The organism is Sphingomonas sp. (assembly GCF_035944535.1).
Classification (GTDB): domain Bacteria; phylum Pseudomonadota; class Alphaproteobacteria; order Sphingomonadales; family Sphingomonadaceae; genus Sphingomonas_B.
In genome coordinates, this window is record NZ_DASZBC010000003.1 from 100,208 (window position 1) to 113,763 (window position 13,556).

Below are 13,556 nucleotides of genomic sequence, written 5' to 3' on the forward strand. Positions count from 1 at the left end.
GGCGCGGCTAGCGGGGGCAGGGGAGGCGCGCAACCCTGACGCCGCGGCGGGCGTTCAGAGGTTCAAACGGACAATGGAGGTTAGCCCGATGCAGATCCCGAACAACGGCTATGTGCTGGTCGCCGACGGCCGCAAGATGCTGTTCTTCCGCAACGAGGGAGACGAGGCCTATCCCAATCTGCAGGTCGTAACCGCGACCGAGCAGAAAAACCCGAAGACGAGCGATCAGGGCACGGACGAGCCCGGCACCACCTTCTCCAGCTCAGGCACTATGGGCTATCGCACCGGCGGCCGTAGCTCCTATTCGGACACCGACTTCCACACGCTCGAAGAGACCCGTTTCGCCGAGGATGCCGCCGATATGCTGAAAAAGCGGGCGCTGTCGAATGAGTTCGAAAGCCTGCTGATCGTGGCGCCGCCCTCGACCCTCGGTGACCTGCGCAAGCACTATCACAAGGAGGTGGAGCGGCGGCTGGTCGGTGAGATCGCCAAGGACCTGACCAACCACCCCGTCGACCAGATCGAGAAGATCATCTCGGAAGCTTGATCGGCGCTTCGTAAATGTCGGCGAGCCCCGGCTCCTGGCCGGGGCGCACTGCGGTCGAGGCGAAGCGCAACCGCTTGCCGTCGGCACTTAAGGACGGCGTGAAGGTGAACGGGCCGAAGTTGATGTCGGCGTCCAGAGGCACCGGCGTGGTCCATCCGCCGTCTTTCCAGCTGCTGACATGGATCTTGGCGGTGGCGCCGCTGCCTCGCCAGAGGGCGGCAAGACGGCCGTTCCGGCTGATGGTGAAGTCGCTGTCGCTCTCGGGCGTATTGAATGGCCCGGCTAGTGGCGCAGCAGCGCTGAAGCCGCTCCCCTGTTTCCGGGCGGCGTAGATATCGAGTCCGCCGGAGCCGCCTTTGCGCACGGAGCTGAAATAGAGGACGCCGTCGAGCAGCTCGGGGCCGAGCTCCGGGCCGGACGAATTCACCTCCGGGCCCAGCGGCTCGGGTGCACCCCATTTGCCGGCCCGGTGCACGGATCGCCAGATGTTCAGATCGCGCCGGTCCGGTTGCGCCGGAAGGGGGCGATCCGAGACGAAATAGAGTGTGCGACCATCGGGCGTCAGCCAGGGATCGGTGTCCGAGTATAGAGGGTGGGAAAAGCCGATCGGCTTGGCGGCCTGCCATCTGCCGTTCCGCCGCTCGGCGACCAAAATCCGGGCATTGCGGAAATCGGCTTCGGATCGCGCGAACACGGCCCGGCGGCCGAACCCGTCCGTGCTGTAATTGTAGTCGTTCAACGGCGACGAGGCGGCTTCGATCATCTGGGCCGCGGCGAACAGGAGCAGAAGATTCATGGGCTGCCTCCAGCGACATAAACACTGCCCCGCTAGTGCCATTCGACGGGAGACCTTTTGCCGTCGACAAATGGTTCCCGCAATTTGCGCCAAGCCGAGTAGCGATGCGACGAAACGAAAGTCTCTTCTGATTCCGCAGCTTGTGCGGAGTCTTGCGCACGCGTATAGGCCGCTCCCGGGCAGAAGGGGCGCGGACCCCGCAGCATAGTTGGGCCGCGACAGTGGAGCGGAGACGATTATGGCAACGGCGTTGAGTAGCGTTGAGGCGGGCGGCAAACTGCCGACGCCGGTCAATGATGACGATTATCGGCCAATCGCCGACGAACCGTTCATGAACCCGCGGCAGGTCGAGTATTTCCGCCGCAAGCTGATCAAATGGAAAGAGGAAATCCTCCGCGAAGCGAAGGACACGCTCGCGCATCTGCAGACGGAGTCGCTGCGCGAGCCGGATGTGACCGACCGCGCGTCGAGCGAGACCGACTGGTCGATTGAGCTGCGTACCCGCGACCGTCAGCGCAAGCTCATCTCCAAGATCGACGCGGCGCTCCGCAGGATCGATGAAGGCGAATATGGCTATTGCGAAGTGACCGGCGAGCCCATTTCGCTCGCCCGGCTCGAGGCGCGGCCGATCGCCACCATGACTGTCGAAGCGCAGGAGCGGCACGAGCGGCAGGAGAAAGTCTCCCGGGACGAGTGACCGGAAGATTTTCTTTACCGATTATCGACCTCTTTCCGGCAATGGTTCGCGCATGCAGCATGACCCGGAAATGACCAGCATGATCGAGGCGGCGCGGGACCGCGCGTCCGAGCGCCGCAACTTCTTTCTGTCGACTAACCTTGCCGGTCTAAGCGAGGGCACGCTGAACGCGCGCGTTCGCAATCTGTCGGCCGGCGGAATGATGGTCGAGTTAGCTGCAGAACCGGAGCCGGAGATCGTGCGTGGTCAGCGGCTTACGGCCGAGCTGCGCAACATCGGCCGGATCAAGGGCGAGATCGCCTGGTGCGAAGGGCGCCGCTTCGGCATCCGTTTCGACCGGGAGATAAATCCCGAGGCGGCGCGCAAGCCGCTGGTCGCGGGCGAAGGCACACCGGACTATGTGAAGCCGATTCTCGTGCCCGGCCGTTCGCTCAGATATGTCGAAAGTTTGAAGGGGCGGTAAGCGCCGGCCCCCTGGGCCGGCGCCCAGCCAGGCCTGATCAGGCCCGCGCCATCTCATCCTTCAGGCGAAGCTTTTGCTTCTTGAGGCTGGCGACGGTCGTGTCGTCGGGATGAGGTCGTTGAAGTTCGCTGACAATCAAGGCTTCGAGCCCGGCATGCTTGGCTTGGAGTGCGGCCAGATGCGTATTGTCCATTGCGAGACTCTCCTCTTCGTTTCGCCCATGGGGGGCGGAGTAAATCACAGCCTGAGAGCCTTGTCTCGCCCCATGTGACAGTTGTGCGACGAACGCAGGGCGCTCGCGCGACGGGCCGCTTGAGCCCATTCCGGAACCTGCCTAGGCTGAGGCCATGGGCATGAGCGAGGAAGAGATTCAGCGGCGCTTGGGGCTGCTGCGCGTCGAGCATCGCGACCTCGACGACTCGATCACGGCATTGCTGGCCAGCAGCCATATCGACCAGCTGCAGCTTGCCCGGTTGAAGCGCCGCAAGCTGCGGCTGAAGGACGAGATCGCGGTCCTGGAGGATCAGCTGATCCCAGACATCATCGCTTGATCTCGCCCCAGAACGGGACGGCATTTACCGCGAACCTCCGTATCGGCAGCACGCCGCTTGTGGCAAAAAAGGTCATGCCCTTGGATCGAACCAGAAAACTGATGACGGCCCGGCTGGTCGACAGCCTCTATACCGAGGCGATGGTGCTTGCCGACGAGGCGCGCAGCTATTTCGACGAGATCGGCCGCGCCGACCGTGACATCCTCAATCCGATGGACCGCGTCGCCTTCTCCTGCGAATCGCTGAAGGTGACCACGCGGCTGATGCACGTCATCGCCTGGCTGCTGACTCGGAAGGCGGTGGCGGCGGGCGAGATCCCCGAGCATGAGGCGCATGAGTCGCGGCGGCTCGGCCAGGCGGCGACCAGCGAGCATGAGACGATAGCCGGCCTTCCGGACACGGCGCGGGCGATAGTGACCGCCAGCATCGACCTCTACGACCGAATTGCGCGCATCGACCAAGAGATGGTCGAGCCTGAGCCGGACAGCCCGGCGCTCGGCCTGATCAGAAGGATCGAGCGGGCGCTCTGACGCGCTTAGATGCGGACCTTGCCCTGCAGTTCGGCGTAAGCGGCGCGATACTCGCGTTCCAGACGGTCGACGCGGTCGGCGACGCTCTCGACGGCAGTGACAGCACCGATGCCCTGGCCCGAGCCCCAGATGTCGCGCCAGGCCTTCTTCGCTTGGTTGGCGCCGCCGCCGAAGTTCATCGTCTTATAGTCGCCCTCGGGCAGGTTTTCGGGGTCGAGCCCGGCGGCTTCGATCGACTGGCGCAGATAATTGCCGTGCACGCCGGTGAAAAGGTTTGAATAGACGATGTCGGCGGCGCGGCCGGCGACGATGCCCTGCTTGTAGCCTTCATCGGCATTAGCCTCCTTGGTCGCAATGAAGGCCGAGCCGATATAGGCAAGATCGGCGCCGCACGCCTGTGCCGCTAGCACAGAGCGACCAGTGGCGATCGCCCCAGACAAGGCGATGGGGCCGTCGAACCACTCGCGAATCTCGGAAACGAGCGCGAACGGAGACTGGACGCCCGCATGCCCGCCGGCGCCTGCCGCCACCGGGATCAGTCCGTCAGCGCCCTTCTCGATTGCCTTGCGCGCAAAGCGGTCGTTGATCACGTCGTGGAGGGTGATGCCGCCCCAGCCGTGCACGGCCTGGTTTAAGTCCTCGCGCGCCCCCAATGAGGTGATCACGATCGGCACCTGCCATTTGGCACAGGTCTCGACGTCCTGCTCCAGCCGGTCGTTCGACTTGTGGACGATCTGGTTGACCGCGAACGGCGCCGCGGGACGATCAGGGTTCTCCCGGTTATGCTGGGCGAGTTCCTCGGTGATCCGGTGCAGCCATTCGTCGAGTAGCGACTGGGGCCGGGCGTTCAGCGCGGGAAAGGAGCCGACGATTCCCGCCTTGCACTGGGCGATCACCAGATCGGGTCCGGAAACAATGAACAGCGGCGAGCCGATGATCGGCAGGCGCAGGCGGTCGAAGATCGGCGGCAGGCTCATGCCGGTTTCATAGCGAAACGAAACCGCCCGGCAATGGCGGCTATTCGGCCGCTACGTCTTCCAGCGGAATCGGCACCGGGTCAGACAGGCGAATCGTGTCGAGGATGCGCGCGGTCTCGTCCCGCACCTTCAGCATCACCCAGTGGATGCGGCATTGTTCCTGCGTCACACAATTTTTGCACGGCTCATAGGCAAGCCGGCTGGCGCATGGCACCAGCGCAAGGCTGCCGCGCGTCAGGCGAATGATGTCGCCATAGCTGATCTCGGAGGGCCGCTTGGCAATCCAATAGCCGCCATCCTTGCCGCGCTGCGTCTCGACCAGACCGGCACGACCCATTTCGGAAAGAATCACGGTCAAAAACTTGGGCGGGATATTCTGTGCCGACGCGATCTCCGTCAGCTGAACCGGGCCTTTGCCGACCCGATCCGACAAATGCAGCAGCGCACGAATGGCATAACGGGTTCGTTGCGACAGCATGACTGGCCAAATGGCGGAAAAGCACCGAATTTTCAACTGCCGCCGGCGAACTCTTCAAAGTGAGAGAATTTGCGGTGAGGTGTGTTTCGGGGAGGTTTTCTACAGACGAAATGATATTCTGTGGATTGCCGACTCGCCGTCTGGAACGGCGGCGGTGCCGGGGGAGAATGGCTATGCCGGAGTCGCAGAACGAATATTGGGCTAGACGAGCTGATGAACATGCCCGTCTGGCGCAGATGACGTCCCATCAGGCAGCCTATGCCGCGCACGACACGTTGGCACGCGCCTATCGTCGACGGGCCGAGGAACGCCGCACCGGCGGTTGATCCTTCGAGGGGCAGCGGAGGCGCGACCCGCCTGCGCGGGTTGGGCGTCGCATGTTGACACCCCCCGACTCCTCACCTAATCGGGCCGCGCCTTGGCGGGGTCGCTCGCCTCCGTGCGTTTTCTGCCCTTTATGACAAGGTCTTTCGGGCCTCGCTTTACGAGGAGAACACGCATGGCGGAGAACGAGCCCGGCCTGGACCCGATCCGGGAGGATGCGCGGCTGGAAACGCTCGACGAGCGGCTGCAACGCGCCCGAACGGAAGAGGCGGTCAGGTCCGGCCAGGCGCGCGACAAAGGCGAGGATGATTACAACCTCGGCAATCGCGTGCTTGCGGAACTGATCGGCGGAATGGTCGGAGGATCGCTGATCGGCTGGGTGCTGGATCGCTTCCTCGGAACATCCCCTTGGCTCCTGCTCACGCTGCTGTTCCTCGGAATAGTTGTCGCGTCCAGGAACATCATCCGGATTTCCAACAAGCGCTCGAAGTGATCTTCGGAGCGCTTTCGGGCTAGTTTGAGGGTCGACGCGTGGCGAGTGGTGGCAAGATCGATCCGATGCACCAGTTCGAGGTGCAGACGATCGCGGAAGGCTTCAACCTGGGCGGTCAGCAGATCGCCTTCACCAACAGCGCCGCATGGATGCTGGTCACGGTCGTCGTGCTGTGGCTGTTCATGCTGGGCGGGATGAAGCGCGCCGTGGTGCCCGGCCGCTGGCAGATGATGGTCGAGAATTTCACCGGCTTCATCGACAACATGCTGAAGGCGAACATCGGCAACGAAGGGCGGAAATACCTTCCTTACGTCTTTTCGCTGTTCATGTTCATCCTGTTCGCGAACCTGCTCGGCCTGCTGCCGCTGGGGCTGGTGGGCCTCCACCCGTTCACCTTCACCAGCCACTTCACCGTCACCGGCGTGCTCGCGATCATGAGCTTTTCGATCGTGCTGATCGTCGGCTTCTTCAAGCACGGACTGCACTTCTTCAAGCTGTTCGTGCCGCACGGCACGCCACTCTGGCTGATCTGGCTGATTCCGGTGATCGAGTTCGTGTCGTTCATGGTGCGGCCCTTCTCCCTCGGCCTGCGGCTGTTCGTCGCGATGACCGCGGGCCACGTGCTGCTGAAGGTGCTCGCCGGCTTCGTGATCAACTCGACCAATGCCGGCGCCGGCTTCGGCCTTGGTGTCGGCATCCCCAGCTTCGTGCTGATGATCGGCATCTCCGCGCTCGAAGTGCTGGTCGCCGGCATCCAGGCCTATGTCTTCGCGCTGTTGACGTCTCTTTACATCAACGACGCCGAGCATCTTCACTAATCCTTTCAACGTCTTTCACTCAGGAGTTACTAAAATGGACGCAGAAGCAGCCAAGCTGATCGGTGCCGGTCTCGCCGCGATCGGCGCCGGCATGGCCGCCATCGGTGTGGGCACCGTGTTCGGCAACTTCCTCGAGGGCGCGCTGCGCAATCCGGGCGCGGCCGACAGCCAGCAGGGCCGTCTGTTCATCGGCTTCGCGGCCGCCGAGCTGCTCGGTTTGCTCGCGTTCGTTGTGGCGATGATCCTGATCTTCGTCGCTTAAACCGTTCCGGCCGGGTGTGCCCCGAGGGCGCCCCCGGCTTGAGAGGGTAAGATGCCTCAGATTTCCCAGCTCGCGGCGACTTATGCGTCGCAAATCTTCTGGCTGTTGCTGACCTTCGGTATCGTGTTCGTGGTCATCGGCCTCGGCATGGTTCCGAAGATTCAGGCCAATGTCGACCAGCGCGACCAGGCCGTTGCCGGCGATCTGGCGGCGGCGGAAGCGGCGCGAGCTGCGGCCGACCGGGCTGAGGAAGAGTGGCGGACGCGCGAAAATGCGATCCGCGCCGATGCGCAGAAGGTGATCGCCGAGGCGCGGGCAACTGCCGCCAAGTCGACCGAGCGGACGCTGGCTGCTGCCAATGAGCGGATCGGCGCGAAGCTCTCGGCCGAGGAAGCAAGGATCGCTGAGGCGAGCCGGGCTGCCATGGCCGAAATCGAGGTCGTGGCGGCGGAAGCGGCGCAGACGATCGTCTCCCGCCTGTCGGGCGCAAATGTCAGCGAGGCGGAAGCGCGCGACGCAGTGAAGGCGGTGCTAGCCAATGGCTGAGAATGTGAGCGCCGGGTCGGCGGAAGTCGCCCACAACCTGTCCGAAGCAGATAAGCTGCAGGGCTCGCCCCATACCGGCGGCGAAGCGATGGAAGCGCATGCCGGCGGCGTCGGCCAGACCAACCATCCCGATCCGGCCGCTCTTGGGCTGGATGCGACGGCCTGGGTGTCGCTCGCGATGCTGGTCTTCATCGGCATTCTGCTTTGGAAGAAGGTGCCGGGGTTGATCACCCGCGGCCTCGACAGCCAGATCGCAGCCATTCGTCAGCGTCTGGATGAGGCGAAGGCGCTGCGCGCGGAAGCCGAAACGCTGCGCGACGAATATGCCCGCAAGATTGCCGGCGCGGAGCAGGACGCGGCGAACATCGTCGCCCATGCTCAAGAAGAGTCGAAGACGCTGATCGCCGAAGCCGAGCAAAAGGCCGTTGAACTGAGCGCCCGCCGCGCGAAGATGGCCGAGGACAAGATCGCCGCCGCCGAGCGGCAGGCCGTCGCCGAAGTGCGCGCCAAGGCGGCCGAGGCTGCTGCCGCCGCGGCGGCGAAACTGATCTCCGAGCGTCATGACGCCAGTGCCGACAAGGCGCTGGTCGATCGCACCATTGCCGGACTCGGATCCGTTCACTGATATCAGACGGCGTGACAGGCGCCGGACCGACCTGCTAGGCCTCTCCCGACCACGGGGGAGGCCTTTCATGTTCAGATCGGTTGCAGCTTGGGTGCTGTTGGCTGCGGCATCGCCTGCCTTCGCCCAGAAGTGCCCGGAGCCCCTTGGCTGGGACGCGCCCGAGCGCCACGTCGCCACGCGCGCGCCGAACTTCCGCTTCGCACTCAAGCCCGACAGCTCCCACCTGCTACAGCTTTATCCGCAACTATCGGTGGTGCTGGCGGTGAAGCCTCCCAAGCCGGCAAGGCGCGGCGATCATGCCGGCCTCGCCGCGCTCGACATCGCCAAAGCGGGGCGGCTTGACGTGCTCCTCTCGGAGCGCGCCTATATCGACCTGGTCTATCGCGGCAAGCCGCTCCGGTCGGTCGAGCATGGCCGGCTCCAGTGCAATGGCATCTTCAAACGGGTGAGCTTCGACGTGCAGCCAGGACGGCATATCGTCCAGCTGACGAGCAGCGAAGCGAAAGCCATCCGACTGGCGACGATCACCAAAGCCCGGGGAACGCGCAAATAGCTTGTGCGTCATTGGTCTTGATCTAGGGCAGCGAACGATGAGTGATCTGCGCAGCGTAACTTATGTGAGCCGTGTCACCGGCTCGATGTCCGAAGCTGAGTTCACGCTGCTGGGGATCGAAGCCGGACGCTTCAACGCGCTCGACGGCATCACCGGCCTGCTCGTCTTCAACGGCGAGCGATTCTGCCAGACAATCGAAGGCGCGTCTGCAGCCATCGACGATCTGCTGGGACGGCTCCGTCGAGACCCCCGCCATGACGAGTTCACGGTGGTGAATGATGAAGCGACGGAGACGCGCCGCTTCCGTTCCTGGGACATGCACCTACTCGTTGTGCCCAGCGACAAACAGGCCGCGCTTGATCTTGCCCGCACGCGTTTCGAAGCGGAAGCCGACTATACGGCCCGGGCCAAAATCTATCAGACCGTCGAAAGCGCCTTCGCCTAGCCAAGCGCGTTGGCGGCGCTGAGCACCGCCCGGACGCTGGCGGTCGCGACATCGGCGTCGATGCCGACGCCGAACACGGTCTGCCCTTCAGGGGTGCGGCATTCGACATAGGCTGCTGCTTGAGCATCGGTGCCGTGGCCCATCGCGTGCTCGCTATAGTCCGCCACTTCGAGTTCGATGCCGAAGCTCTGCTGCATCGCGGCGAGCACCGACGAGATCAGGCCATTGCCGCGCCCGCTGACGCTGCGTTCCTCGCCGTCGCGCGCGATCCGACCGGCGAAGATGCGATGGGAGGCGTCCTGCTGCTCCTGATAAGAGACGAGCGCGAAGCGGCCGCCGTCCAGCGCGTAGGCGCGGCGGAACACGCCCCAAATGTCTTCCGCGTTCAGCTCGCGGTTGGTGGCGTCGGCGAAAGCCTGAACATGGCGGCTGAAATCCGCCTGGAGGCGCTTGGGGAGCTTCAATCCCTGGTCCTGCTCCAGCACCCAGGCGACGCCACCCTTGCCCGACTGCGAGTTGACCCGGATCACCGCTTCGTAGGACCGGCCGAGATCGGCCGGGTCGATCGGCAGATAGGGCACGTCCCACTGCTCGTCATTGCGCTGCGGCTGGGCGGCGAAACCTTTTTTGATCGCGTCCTGGTGAGAGCCTGAAAAGGCGGTGAAGACCAGCTCGCCCGCATAGGGTTGGCGCGGATGAGTCTTGATATTCGTGCAATATTCGACCGTGTTCACGATCTCGTCGATGTTCGACAGGTCGAGGCCCGGGTCGACGCCTTGCGTGTACATGTTGAGGGCGACGGTCACGAGATCGACATTGCCGGTCCGCTCGCCATTCCCGAGCAGGCAACCTTCTACCCGGGCGGCGCCAGCCAGCAGGCCCAGCTCCGTGGCGGCGACTCCGGTGCCGCGGTCGTTGTGGGTGTGCAATGAAACGATGACCGCGTCGCGGTTGGGAATGTTGCGGCAGAAATATTCGATCTGGTCGGCATAGATGTTGGGCATCGCCGCTTCGACGGTCGCAGGCAGGTTGAAGATGATCGGGCGTTCGGCCGTGGGGCGGAGCACGTTCATCACCGCCGAGCATACCTCCAGCGACACATCTAGCTCAGCCGTCGAGAAGGTCTCCGGACTATATTCGAAGCGCCAGTCGGTGCCCGGATAGCGTGCCGCCTGGTCGCGCAGGATCGACGCGCCTTCGACGGCGATCGCCTTCACGCCCGCCACGTCCAGGTTGAACACGATCCGGCGCCATGACGGCGACACGGCATTATAGAGATGGACGATGGCCGATCGGGCGCCCTCCAGGCTCTCGAAACTGCGCTCGATCAGGTCGCGCCGGCTCTGCGTCAGCACCTGAACAGTCACGTCGTCGGAAATCCGGCCGGAGCGGACGAGCCCCGAGATGAAGTCGAACTCAGTTTGGCCGGCAGACGGGAAGCCGACTTCGATCTCCTTGACCCCGATCCGCACCAGCAGGTCGAAAAAGCGCTGCTTCTTCTCGCCGTCCATCGGATCGATCAACGCCTGATTACCGTCGCGCAGGTCGGTCGACAGCCAAATCGGCGCCTTGTCGATGGTGCGGGCCGGCCATTGCCGGTCAGGCAAGTTCACCTGGGGGAAAGGGCGGTATTTGACGGACGGGTCGCGCAACATGGGTCTTCTCCGGAAAGCGGGCTGGGGTTCAGTCTGCTGTGCCCTTAGGCGCGGCGCCTTGGCCGCGTGCGGGTGCGCGCGCCTAAGGGCGCGTAAGTCGAAGAAGAAGGCCGCGAGCGGTCATCACTGCTCAGTCGCTAACCCAGTTTGTGCGAAAATGTCCATAACGCAGCAGCCATTATTAGCGGCTTGGTTACGATGCTGGCCGTAATCGCCTCCGACCAGCGCATTCGGAGTTCCCGATGATCCAGCTCTGTTACATCAGCACCGCGCGGCCTCAGGTCACCTGGGATAGTGTGGACGAGATACTCGCCACCTCTCGTCGCAACAACAGCGCCGCACGCGTGACCGGCCTGCTGCTGTTCAACGGCAAGCGCTTCCTGCAACTGCTCGAGGGCGCAGCCCCGCTGGTCGAGGCGACTTACGCGCGCATCCTGAAGGACCCGCGCCACTTCGCCGTGGTGAAGCTATCCGAGCGGTCCATCGACGAGCGGGAGTTCGGCGGCTGGGATATGGCCTTTGAGCGCTTTGCGGCCGAGAAGCGCGACTTGGTCTCGGACAAAGTCGCTCAGCTGACGCGCAGTGCCAGTCCCAGCGTTAAGGCTCTCTTCACCAGCTACGCGGCGATCTGATCGCTATTTCTGAAACGCGGCGGCGATATCGAGCTTCACCTCGTCGCCGACCATCGGCACGCCGAAACCCAGACCGAACTCACTGCGCCGGATGGTCGTGGTGGCGCGGAAGCCCACATTCTCCTTGCCGCCCATCTGCGCCGGAGCCTTGCCGGCGCCGTGGAAGCTGGCGTCGAGCGTCACGGGACGCGTCACGCCGTTCAGCGTCAGATTGCCGGTAATCCGCGCCTTTTGGCCGTTTGCGACCACCGCTGTCGAAACGAAGCGCGCGTCCGCGGGGTTGGCGCCGAAGAAATCCGGCTTGCCGCCCGCCTTGCCGGGACGGAGGAGATGCTCGGTCAGGCCTGCGCTTGCGGTCGTGACCTTCGACACCGGAATGGTCACGTCCACCTTGGCGGCGTTGGGGTTCTTCGGATCGATCGTCAGCGTGCCGGTCACATCGCCGAAAATGCCGCTGTAAGGAGAAAAGCCCAGGTGATCGAGCGTCCAGATCACCTGCGTATGGCCGGGATCGACCGTATAGGTGCCGCCAGTAACCGCCGCCGGATTGTTGCTGCCCGGAGGAGAAGCCGGAGCTTGCGCGATCAGCGGGGCTGCGAGCGCGAGCGGGGCGAGGAGCAGGACAAAACGGCGCATGGTGACCTCCGGCGATGTTGAGCCTTGAGGAGGTTTGCGGCGGGTCTCCTTCAGTAGCAATCAACAATTGCTATCCGGCCCCGTCGGTCCAGCTGCATGTTCAGCCGCTCGCGGCGAAGATCCTGGATCACGGCCTCGCCGGGCTTGATCCAGCGAATTTGATCGTGGCCCACTACCCGCCGCACACGGGCGCGGACGGCCGGGGTCGCCGGCTGGCGGAGAAAGGCGCGGGCGCGATCGGCCCCGCACGCGCTCGGCACGATGCCCAGGCAGTTGGAACCACGAGGACGCCTGATGTCCGGATTGATTCCGGGGCAGGGCGGAAGATCGCCAGGCGCGGCGAGGAGGGCGAGGGCGAAGTTCAGCATCTGCCCATCCTCCGCCCCGCTGGCTGAACCTGCGCTTACCTCAGAGCCGTTCGCTTCGAGCGAAGTCGAGAAGCGAGTTCGCCACCGGTGTTTCTCGACTTCGCTCGAAACGAACGGAGTTGGAGAGCCTAGTTCTTCGCCTTGTCGACCAGCTTGTTCGCACCAATCCAAGGCATCATCGCCCGCAGCTCGGACCCGACCTTCTCGATCGGGTGGGCAGCGGCGCGTTTGCGGGACGCCTTGAGCTCGGGCTGGCCGGCGCGATTGTCGAGCACGAACTTGGAGACGAAGCGGCCCGACTGGATGTCGTCTAGCACCCGCTTCATCTCGCGCTTGGTCTCGTCGGTGATGATGCGCGGGCCTGTGGTGATGTCGCCATACTCAGCGGTATTCGAGATCGAGTAGCGCATATTGGCGATGCCACCTTCGTACATCAGGTCGACGATCAGCTTCACTTCGTGGAGGCACTCGAAATAGGCCATTTCGGGCGCATAGCCCGCCTCGGTCAGTGTCTCGAACCCGGCCTGGATGAGGTGCGTCAGCCCACCGCAGAGCACCGCCTGTTCGCCGAACAGATCGGTCTCGCATTCTTCGCGGAAGTTCGTCTCGATGATACCGGAGCGGCCGCCGCCGATCGCCGACGCATAGGACAAAGCGAGGTCATGAGCGTTGCCTGACGAGTTCTGGTGGATGGCGACAAGGCAGGGCACACCGCCGCCGCGCTGATATTCCGATCGGACGGTATGGCCGGGACCTTTCGGCGCGACCATGATCACGTCGAGGTCGGCGCGCGGTTCAATCAGACCGAAATGGACGTTCAAACCGTGCGCAAAGGCAAGGGTCGCGCCCTGCTTCAGATTGGCCGCGAGGTCATCGGCATAGATGGCCGCCTGGTGCTCGTCGGGCGCGAGAATCATGACGAGGTCGGCCCAGCCAGCCGCCTCGGCATTGCTCATCACCTTGAAGCCGGCGCCTTCCGCCTTCTGCGCCGTGGCCGAGCCGGGGCGTAGCGCAATGGCCACCTCCGCCACTCCGGAGTCGCGCAAATTCTGCGCATGGGCATGGCCTTGGCTGCCATAGCCGACGATTGTGATCTTCTTGGTCTTGATCAGCCCGATATCCGCATCCCGGTCATAGTAAACGCGCATGTATTCTCCCGC

Annotated in this window: 22 protein-coding genes; 14 read left to right on the top strand and 8 right to left on the bottom strand. The window is 63.9% G+C overall.

Going from position 1 to position 13,556, the window contains the following annotated elements; translation table 11 throughout:
- Positions 1-88: 88 nt before the first annotated feature.
- On the top strand, positions 89-547 hold the full coding sequence (locus VGT77_RS02370) for a host attachment family protein (protein WP_327459205.1): 459 nt from the start codon (positions 89-91) through the stop codon (positions 545-547).
- Here the strand turns inward: VGT77_RS02370 and VGT77_RS02375 are convergent.
- Entirely contained in the window at positions 531-1,343 is an 813-nt protein-coding gene (locus VGT77_RS02375; protein WP_327459206.1) for a hypothetical protein, read from the bottom strand. The genes VGT77_RS02370 and VGT77_RS02375 overlap by 17 nt on opposite strands.
- Before the next feature lie 238 nt (positions 1,344-1,581).
- Between VGT77_RS02375 and dksA the strand changes: the two genes are divergently transcribed.
- On the top strand, positions 1,582-2,040 hold the full coding sequence (gene dksA / locus VGT77_RS02380) for an RNA polymerase-binding protein DksA (protein ID WP_327459208.1): 459 nt from the start codon (positions 1,582-1,584) through the stop codon (positions 2,038-2,040).
- A 52-nt stretch (positions 2,041-2,092) separates the two neighbouring features.
- A complete protein-coding gene (locus tag VGT77_RS02385) occupies positions 2,093-2,503 on the top strand; it encodes a PilZ domain-containing protein (protein WP_327459210.1) in 411 nt (136 codons plus the stop codon).
- A gap of 37 nt (positions 2,504-2,540) precedes the next feature.
- Here the strand turns inward: VGT77_RS02385 and VGT77_RS02390 are convergent, their stop codons facing one another.
- On the bottom strand, positions 2,541-2,696 hold the full coding sequence (locus VGT77_RS02390) for a YdcH family protein (RefSeq protein ID WP_327459211.1): 156 nt from the start codon (positions 2,694-2,696) through the stop codon (positions 2,541-2,543).
- Positions 2,697-2,856: 160 nt separating this feature from the next.
- Here VGT77_RS02390 and VGT77_RS02395 point away from each other — a divergent pair, with 160 nt between their 5' ends.
- Together VGT77_RS02395 and VGT77_RS02400 are read left to right on the top strand one after the other, a co-directional pair.
- Positions 2,857-3,054 carry a YdcH family protein gene (locus tag VGT77_RS02395; protein ID WP_327459213.1) on the top strand — a complete coding sequence of 66 codons (198 nt, stop codon included), beginning with the start codon at positions 2,857-2,859 and terminating at the stop codon, positions 3,052-3,054.
- Positions 3,055-3,155: 101 nt separating this feature from the next.
- Positions 3,156-3,584: a DUF1465 family protein gene (locus tag VGT77_RS02400; RefSeq protein WP_327459215.1), complete on the top strand. Its 429-nt coding sequence runs from the start codon at positions 3,156-3,158 to the stop codon at positions 3,582-3,584.
- 5 nt (positions 3,585-3,589) lie between these two features.
- Here the strand turns inward: VGT77_RS02400 and VGT77_RS02405 are convergent, their stop codons facing one another.
- Together VGT77_RS02405 and VGT77_RS02410 are read right to left on the bottom strand one after the other, a co-directional pair.
- A complete protein-coding gene (locus tag VGT77_RS02405) occupies positions 3,590-4,561 on the bottom strand; it encodes a nitronate monooxygenase family protein (RefSeq protein ID WP_327459217.1) in 972 nt (323 codons plus the stop codon).
- A 40-nt stretch (positions 4,562-4,601) separates the two neighbouring features.
- A complete protein-coding gene (locus VGT77_RS02410) occupies positions 4,602-5,039 on the bottom strand; it encodes an Rrf2 family transcriptional regulator (RefSeq protein ID WP_327459219.1) in 438 nt (145 codons plus the stop codon).
- Between the two features lie 173 nt (positions 5,040-5,212).
- On the opposite strand from VGT77_RS02410, the gene VGT77_RS02415 reads away from it, so the two are divergent.
- From VGT77_RS02415 to VGT77_RS02450, 8 genes are all read left to right on the top strand, one after another.
- A complete protein-coding gene (locus VGT77_RS02415; RefSeq protein ID WP_327459221.1) occupies positions 5,213-5,365 on the top strand; it encodes a hypothetical protein in 153 nt (50 codons plus the stop codon).
- A gap of 173 nt (positions 5,366-5,538) precedes the next feature.
- On the top strand, positions 5,539-5,856 hold the full coding sequence (locus tag VGT77_RS02420) for an AtpZ/AtpI family protein (RefSeq protein ID WP_327459223.1): 318 nt from the start codon (positions 5,539-5,541) through the stop codon (positions 5,854-5,856).
- A gap of 38 nt (positions 5,857-5,894) precedes the next feature.
- Complete coding sequence (locus tag VGT77_RS02425; RefSeq protein WP_327459225.1) at positions 5,895-6,674, top strand: F0F1 ATP synthase subunit A; 780 nt, start codon at positions 5,895-5,897, stop codon at positions 6,672-6,674.
- Between the two features lie 34 nt (positions 6,675-6,708).
- Positions 6,709-6,936 carry a F0F1 ATP synthase subunit C gene (locus VGT77_RS02430; protein WP_327459226.1) on the top strand — a complete coding sequence of 76 codons (228 nt, stop codon included), beginning with the start codon at positions 6,709-6,711 and terminating at the stop codon, positions 6,934-6,936.
- A 51-nt stretch (positions 6,937-6,987) separates the two neighbouring features.
- A complete protein-coding gene (locus tag VGT77_RS02435; RefSeq protein ID WP_327459228.1) occupies positions 6,988-7,482 on the top strand; it encodes an ATPase in 495 nt (164 codons plus the stop codon).
- Entirely contained in the window at positions 7,475-8,107 is a 633-nt protein-coding gene (locus tag VGT77_RS02440) for a F0F1 ATP synthase subunit B (protein ID WP_327459230.1), read from the top strand. Before VGT77_RS02435 ends, VGT77_RS02440 begins: the two co-directional genes overlap by 8 nt.
- A gap of 67 nt (positions 8,108-8,174) precedes the next feature.
- Positions 8,175-8,660: a hypothetical protein gene (locus VGT77_RS02445; protein WP_327459231.1), complete on the top strand. Its 486-nt coding sequence runs from the start codon at positions 8,175-8,177 to the stop codon at positions 8,658-8,660.
- Between the two features lie 37 nt (positions 8,661-8,697).
- A complete protein-coding gene (locus VGT77_RS02450; RefSeq protein WP_327459233.1) occupies positions 8,698-9,105 on the top strand; it encodes a BLUF domain-containing protein in 408 nt (135 codons plus the stop codon).
- Here the strand turns inward: VGT77_RS02450 and leuA are convergent.
- The gene (leuA, locus tag VGT77_RS02455) at positions 9,102-10,760 is read right to left on the bottom strand and encodes a 2-isopropylmalate synthase (protein WP_327459235.1); all 1,659 of its coding nucleotides are present in this window, start codon (positions 10,758-10,760) and stop codon (positions 9,102-9,104) included. The genes VGT77_RS02450 and leuA overlap by 4 nt on opposite strands.
- Before the next feature lie 242 nt (positions 10,761-11,002).
- Here leuA and VGT77_RS02460 point away from each other — a divergent pair, with 242 nt between their 5' ends.
- Positions 11,003-11,392: a BLUF domain-containing protein gene (locus VGT77_RS02460; RefSeq protein ID WP_327459237.1), complete on the top strand. Its 390-nt coding sequence runs from the start codon at positions 11,003-11,005 to the stop codon at positions 11,390-11,392.
- A 3-nt stretch (positions 11,393-11,395) separates the two neighbouring features.
- On the opposite strand, the gene VGT77_RS02465 is transcribed toward VGT77_RS02460, so the two are convergent.
- The 3 genes from VGT77_RS02465 to ilvC form a co-directional block, all read right to left on the bottom strand.
- Positions 11,396-12,028, bottom strand: a complete 633-nt coding sequence (locus VGT77_RS02465; RefSeq protein WP_327459239.1) for a YceI family protein — start codon at positions 12,026-12,028, stop codon at positions 11,396-11,398.
- Between the two features lie 50 nt (positions 12,029-12,078).
- Positions 12,079-12,396 carry an I78 family peptidase inhibitor gene (locus VGT77_RS02470; RefSeq protein ID WP_327459240.1) on the bottom strand — a complete coding sequence of 106 codons (318 nt, stop codon included), beginning with the start codon at positions 12,394-12,396 and terminating at the stop codon, positions 12,079-12,081.
- A 128-nt stretch (positions 12,397-12,524) separates the two neighbouring features.
- Positions 12,525-13,544: a ketol-acid reductoisomerase gene (gene ilvC / locus VGT77_RS02475; protein WP_327459241.1), complete on the bottom strand. Its 1,020-nt coding sequence runs from the start codon at positions 13,542-13,544 to the stop codon at positions 12,525-12,527.
- Between the last annotated feature and the right edge of the window lie 12 nt (positions 13,545-13,556).

Bases quoted from the DNA above. Each gene is read 5' to 3' on its own strand.
- VGT77_RS02370 (WP_327459205.1), top strand. From the start codon at position 89: ATGCAGATCCCGAACAACGGCTATGTGCTGGTCGCCGACGGCCGCAAG.
- VGT77_RS02375 (WP_327459206.1), bottom strand. From the start codon at position 1,343: ATGAATCTTCTGCTCCTGTTCGCCGCGGCCCAGATGATCGAAGCCGCC.
- dksA (WP_327459208.1), top strand. From the start codon at position 1,582: ATGGCAACGGCGTTGAGTAGCGTTGAGGCGGGCGGCAAACTGCCGACG.
- VGT77_RS02385 (WP_327459210.1), top strand. From the start codon at position 2,093: ATGCAGCATGACCCGGAAATGACCAGCATGATCGAGGCGGCGCGGGAC.
- VGT77_RS02390 (WP_327459211.1), bottom strand. From the start codon at position 2,696: ATGGACAATACGCATCTGGCCGCACTCCAAGCCAAGCATGCCGGGCTC.
- VGT77_RS02395 (WP_327459213.1), top strand. From the start codon at position 2,857: ATGAGCGAGGAAGAGATTCAGCGGCGCTTGGGGCTGCTGCGCGTCGAG.
- VGT77_RS02400 (WP_327459215.1), top strand. From the start codon at position 3,156: ATGACGGCCCGGCTGGTCGACAGCCTCTATACCGAGGCGATGGTGCTT.
- VGT77_RS02405 (WP_327459217.1), bottom strand. From the start codon at position 4,561: ATGAGCCTGCCGCCGATCTTCGACCGCCTGCGCCTGCCGATCATCGGC.
- VGT77_RS02410 (WP_327459219.1), bottom strand. From the start codon at position 5,039: ATGCTGTCGCAACGAACCCGTTATGCCATTCGTGCGCTGCTGCATTTG.
- VGT77_RS02415 (WP_327459221.1), top strand. From the start codon at position 5,213: ATGCCGGAGTCGCAGAACGAATATTGGGCTAGACGAGCTGATGAACAT.
- VGT77_RS02420 (WP_327459223.1), top strand. From the start codon at position 5,539: ATGGCGGAGAACGAGCCCGGCCTGGACCCGATCCGGGAGGATGCGCGG.
- VGT77_RS02430 (WP_327459226.1), top strand. From the start codon at position 6,709: ATGGACGCAGAAGCAGCCAAGCTGATCGGTGCCGGTCTCGCCGCGATC.
- VGT77_RS02435 (WP_327459228.1), top strand. From the start codon at position 6,988: ATGCCTCAGATTTCCCAGCTCGCGGCGACTTATGCGTCGCAAATCTTC.
- VGT77_RS02440 (WP_327459230.1), top strand. From the start codon at position 7,475: ATGGCTGAGAATGTGAGCGCCGGGTCGGCGGAAGTCGCCCACAACCTG.
- VGT77_RS02445 (WP_327459231.1), top strand. From the start codon at position 8,175: ATGTTCAGATCGGTTGCAGCTTGGGTGCTGTTGGCTGCGGCATCGCCT.
- VGT77_RS02450 (WP_327459233.1), top strand. From the start codon at position 8,698: ATGAGTGATCTGCGCAGCGTAACTTATGTGAGCCGTGTCACCGGCTCG.
- leuA (WP_327459235.1), bottom strand. From the start codon at position 10,760: ATGTTGCGCGACCCGTCCGTCAAATACCGCCCTTTCCCCCAGGTGAAC.
- VGT77_RS02460 (WP_327459237.1), top strand. From the start codon at position 11,003: ATGATCCAGCTCTGTTACATCAGCACCGCGCGGCCTCAGGTCACCTGG.
- VGT77_RS02465 (WP_327459239.1), bottom strand. From the start codon at position 12,028: ATGCGCCGTTTTGTCCTGCTCCTCGCCCCGCTCGCGCTCGCAGCCCCG.
- VGT77_RS02470 (WP_327459240.1), bottom strand. From the start codon at position 12,396: ATGCTGAACTTCGCCCTCGCCCTCCTCGCCGCGCCTGGCGATCTTCCG.
- ilvC (WP_327459241.1), bottom strand. From the start codon at position 13,544: ATGCGCGTTTACTATGACCGGGATGCGGATATCGGGCTGATCAAGACC.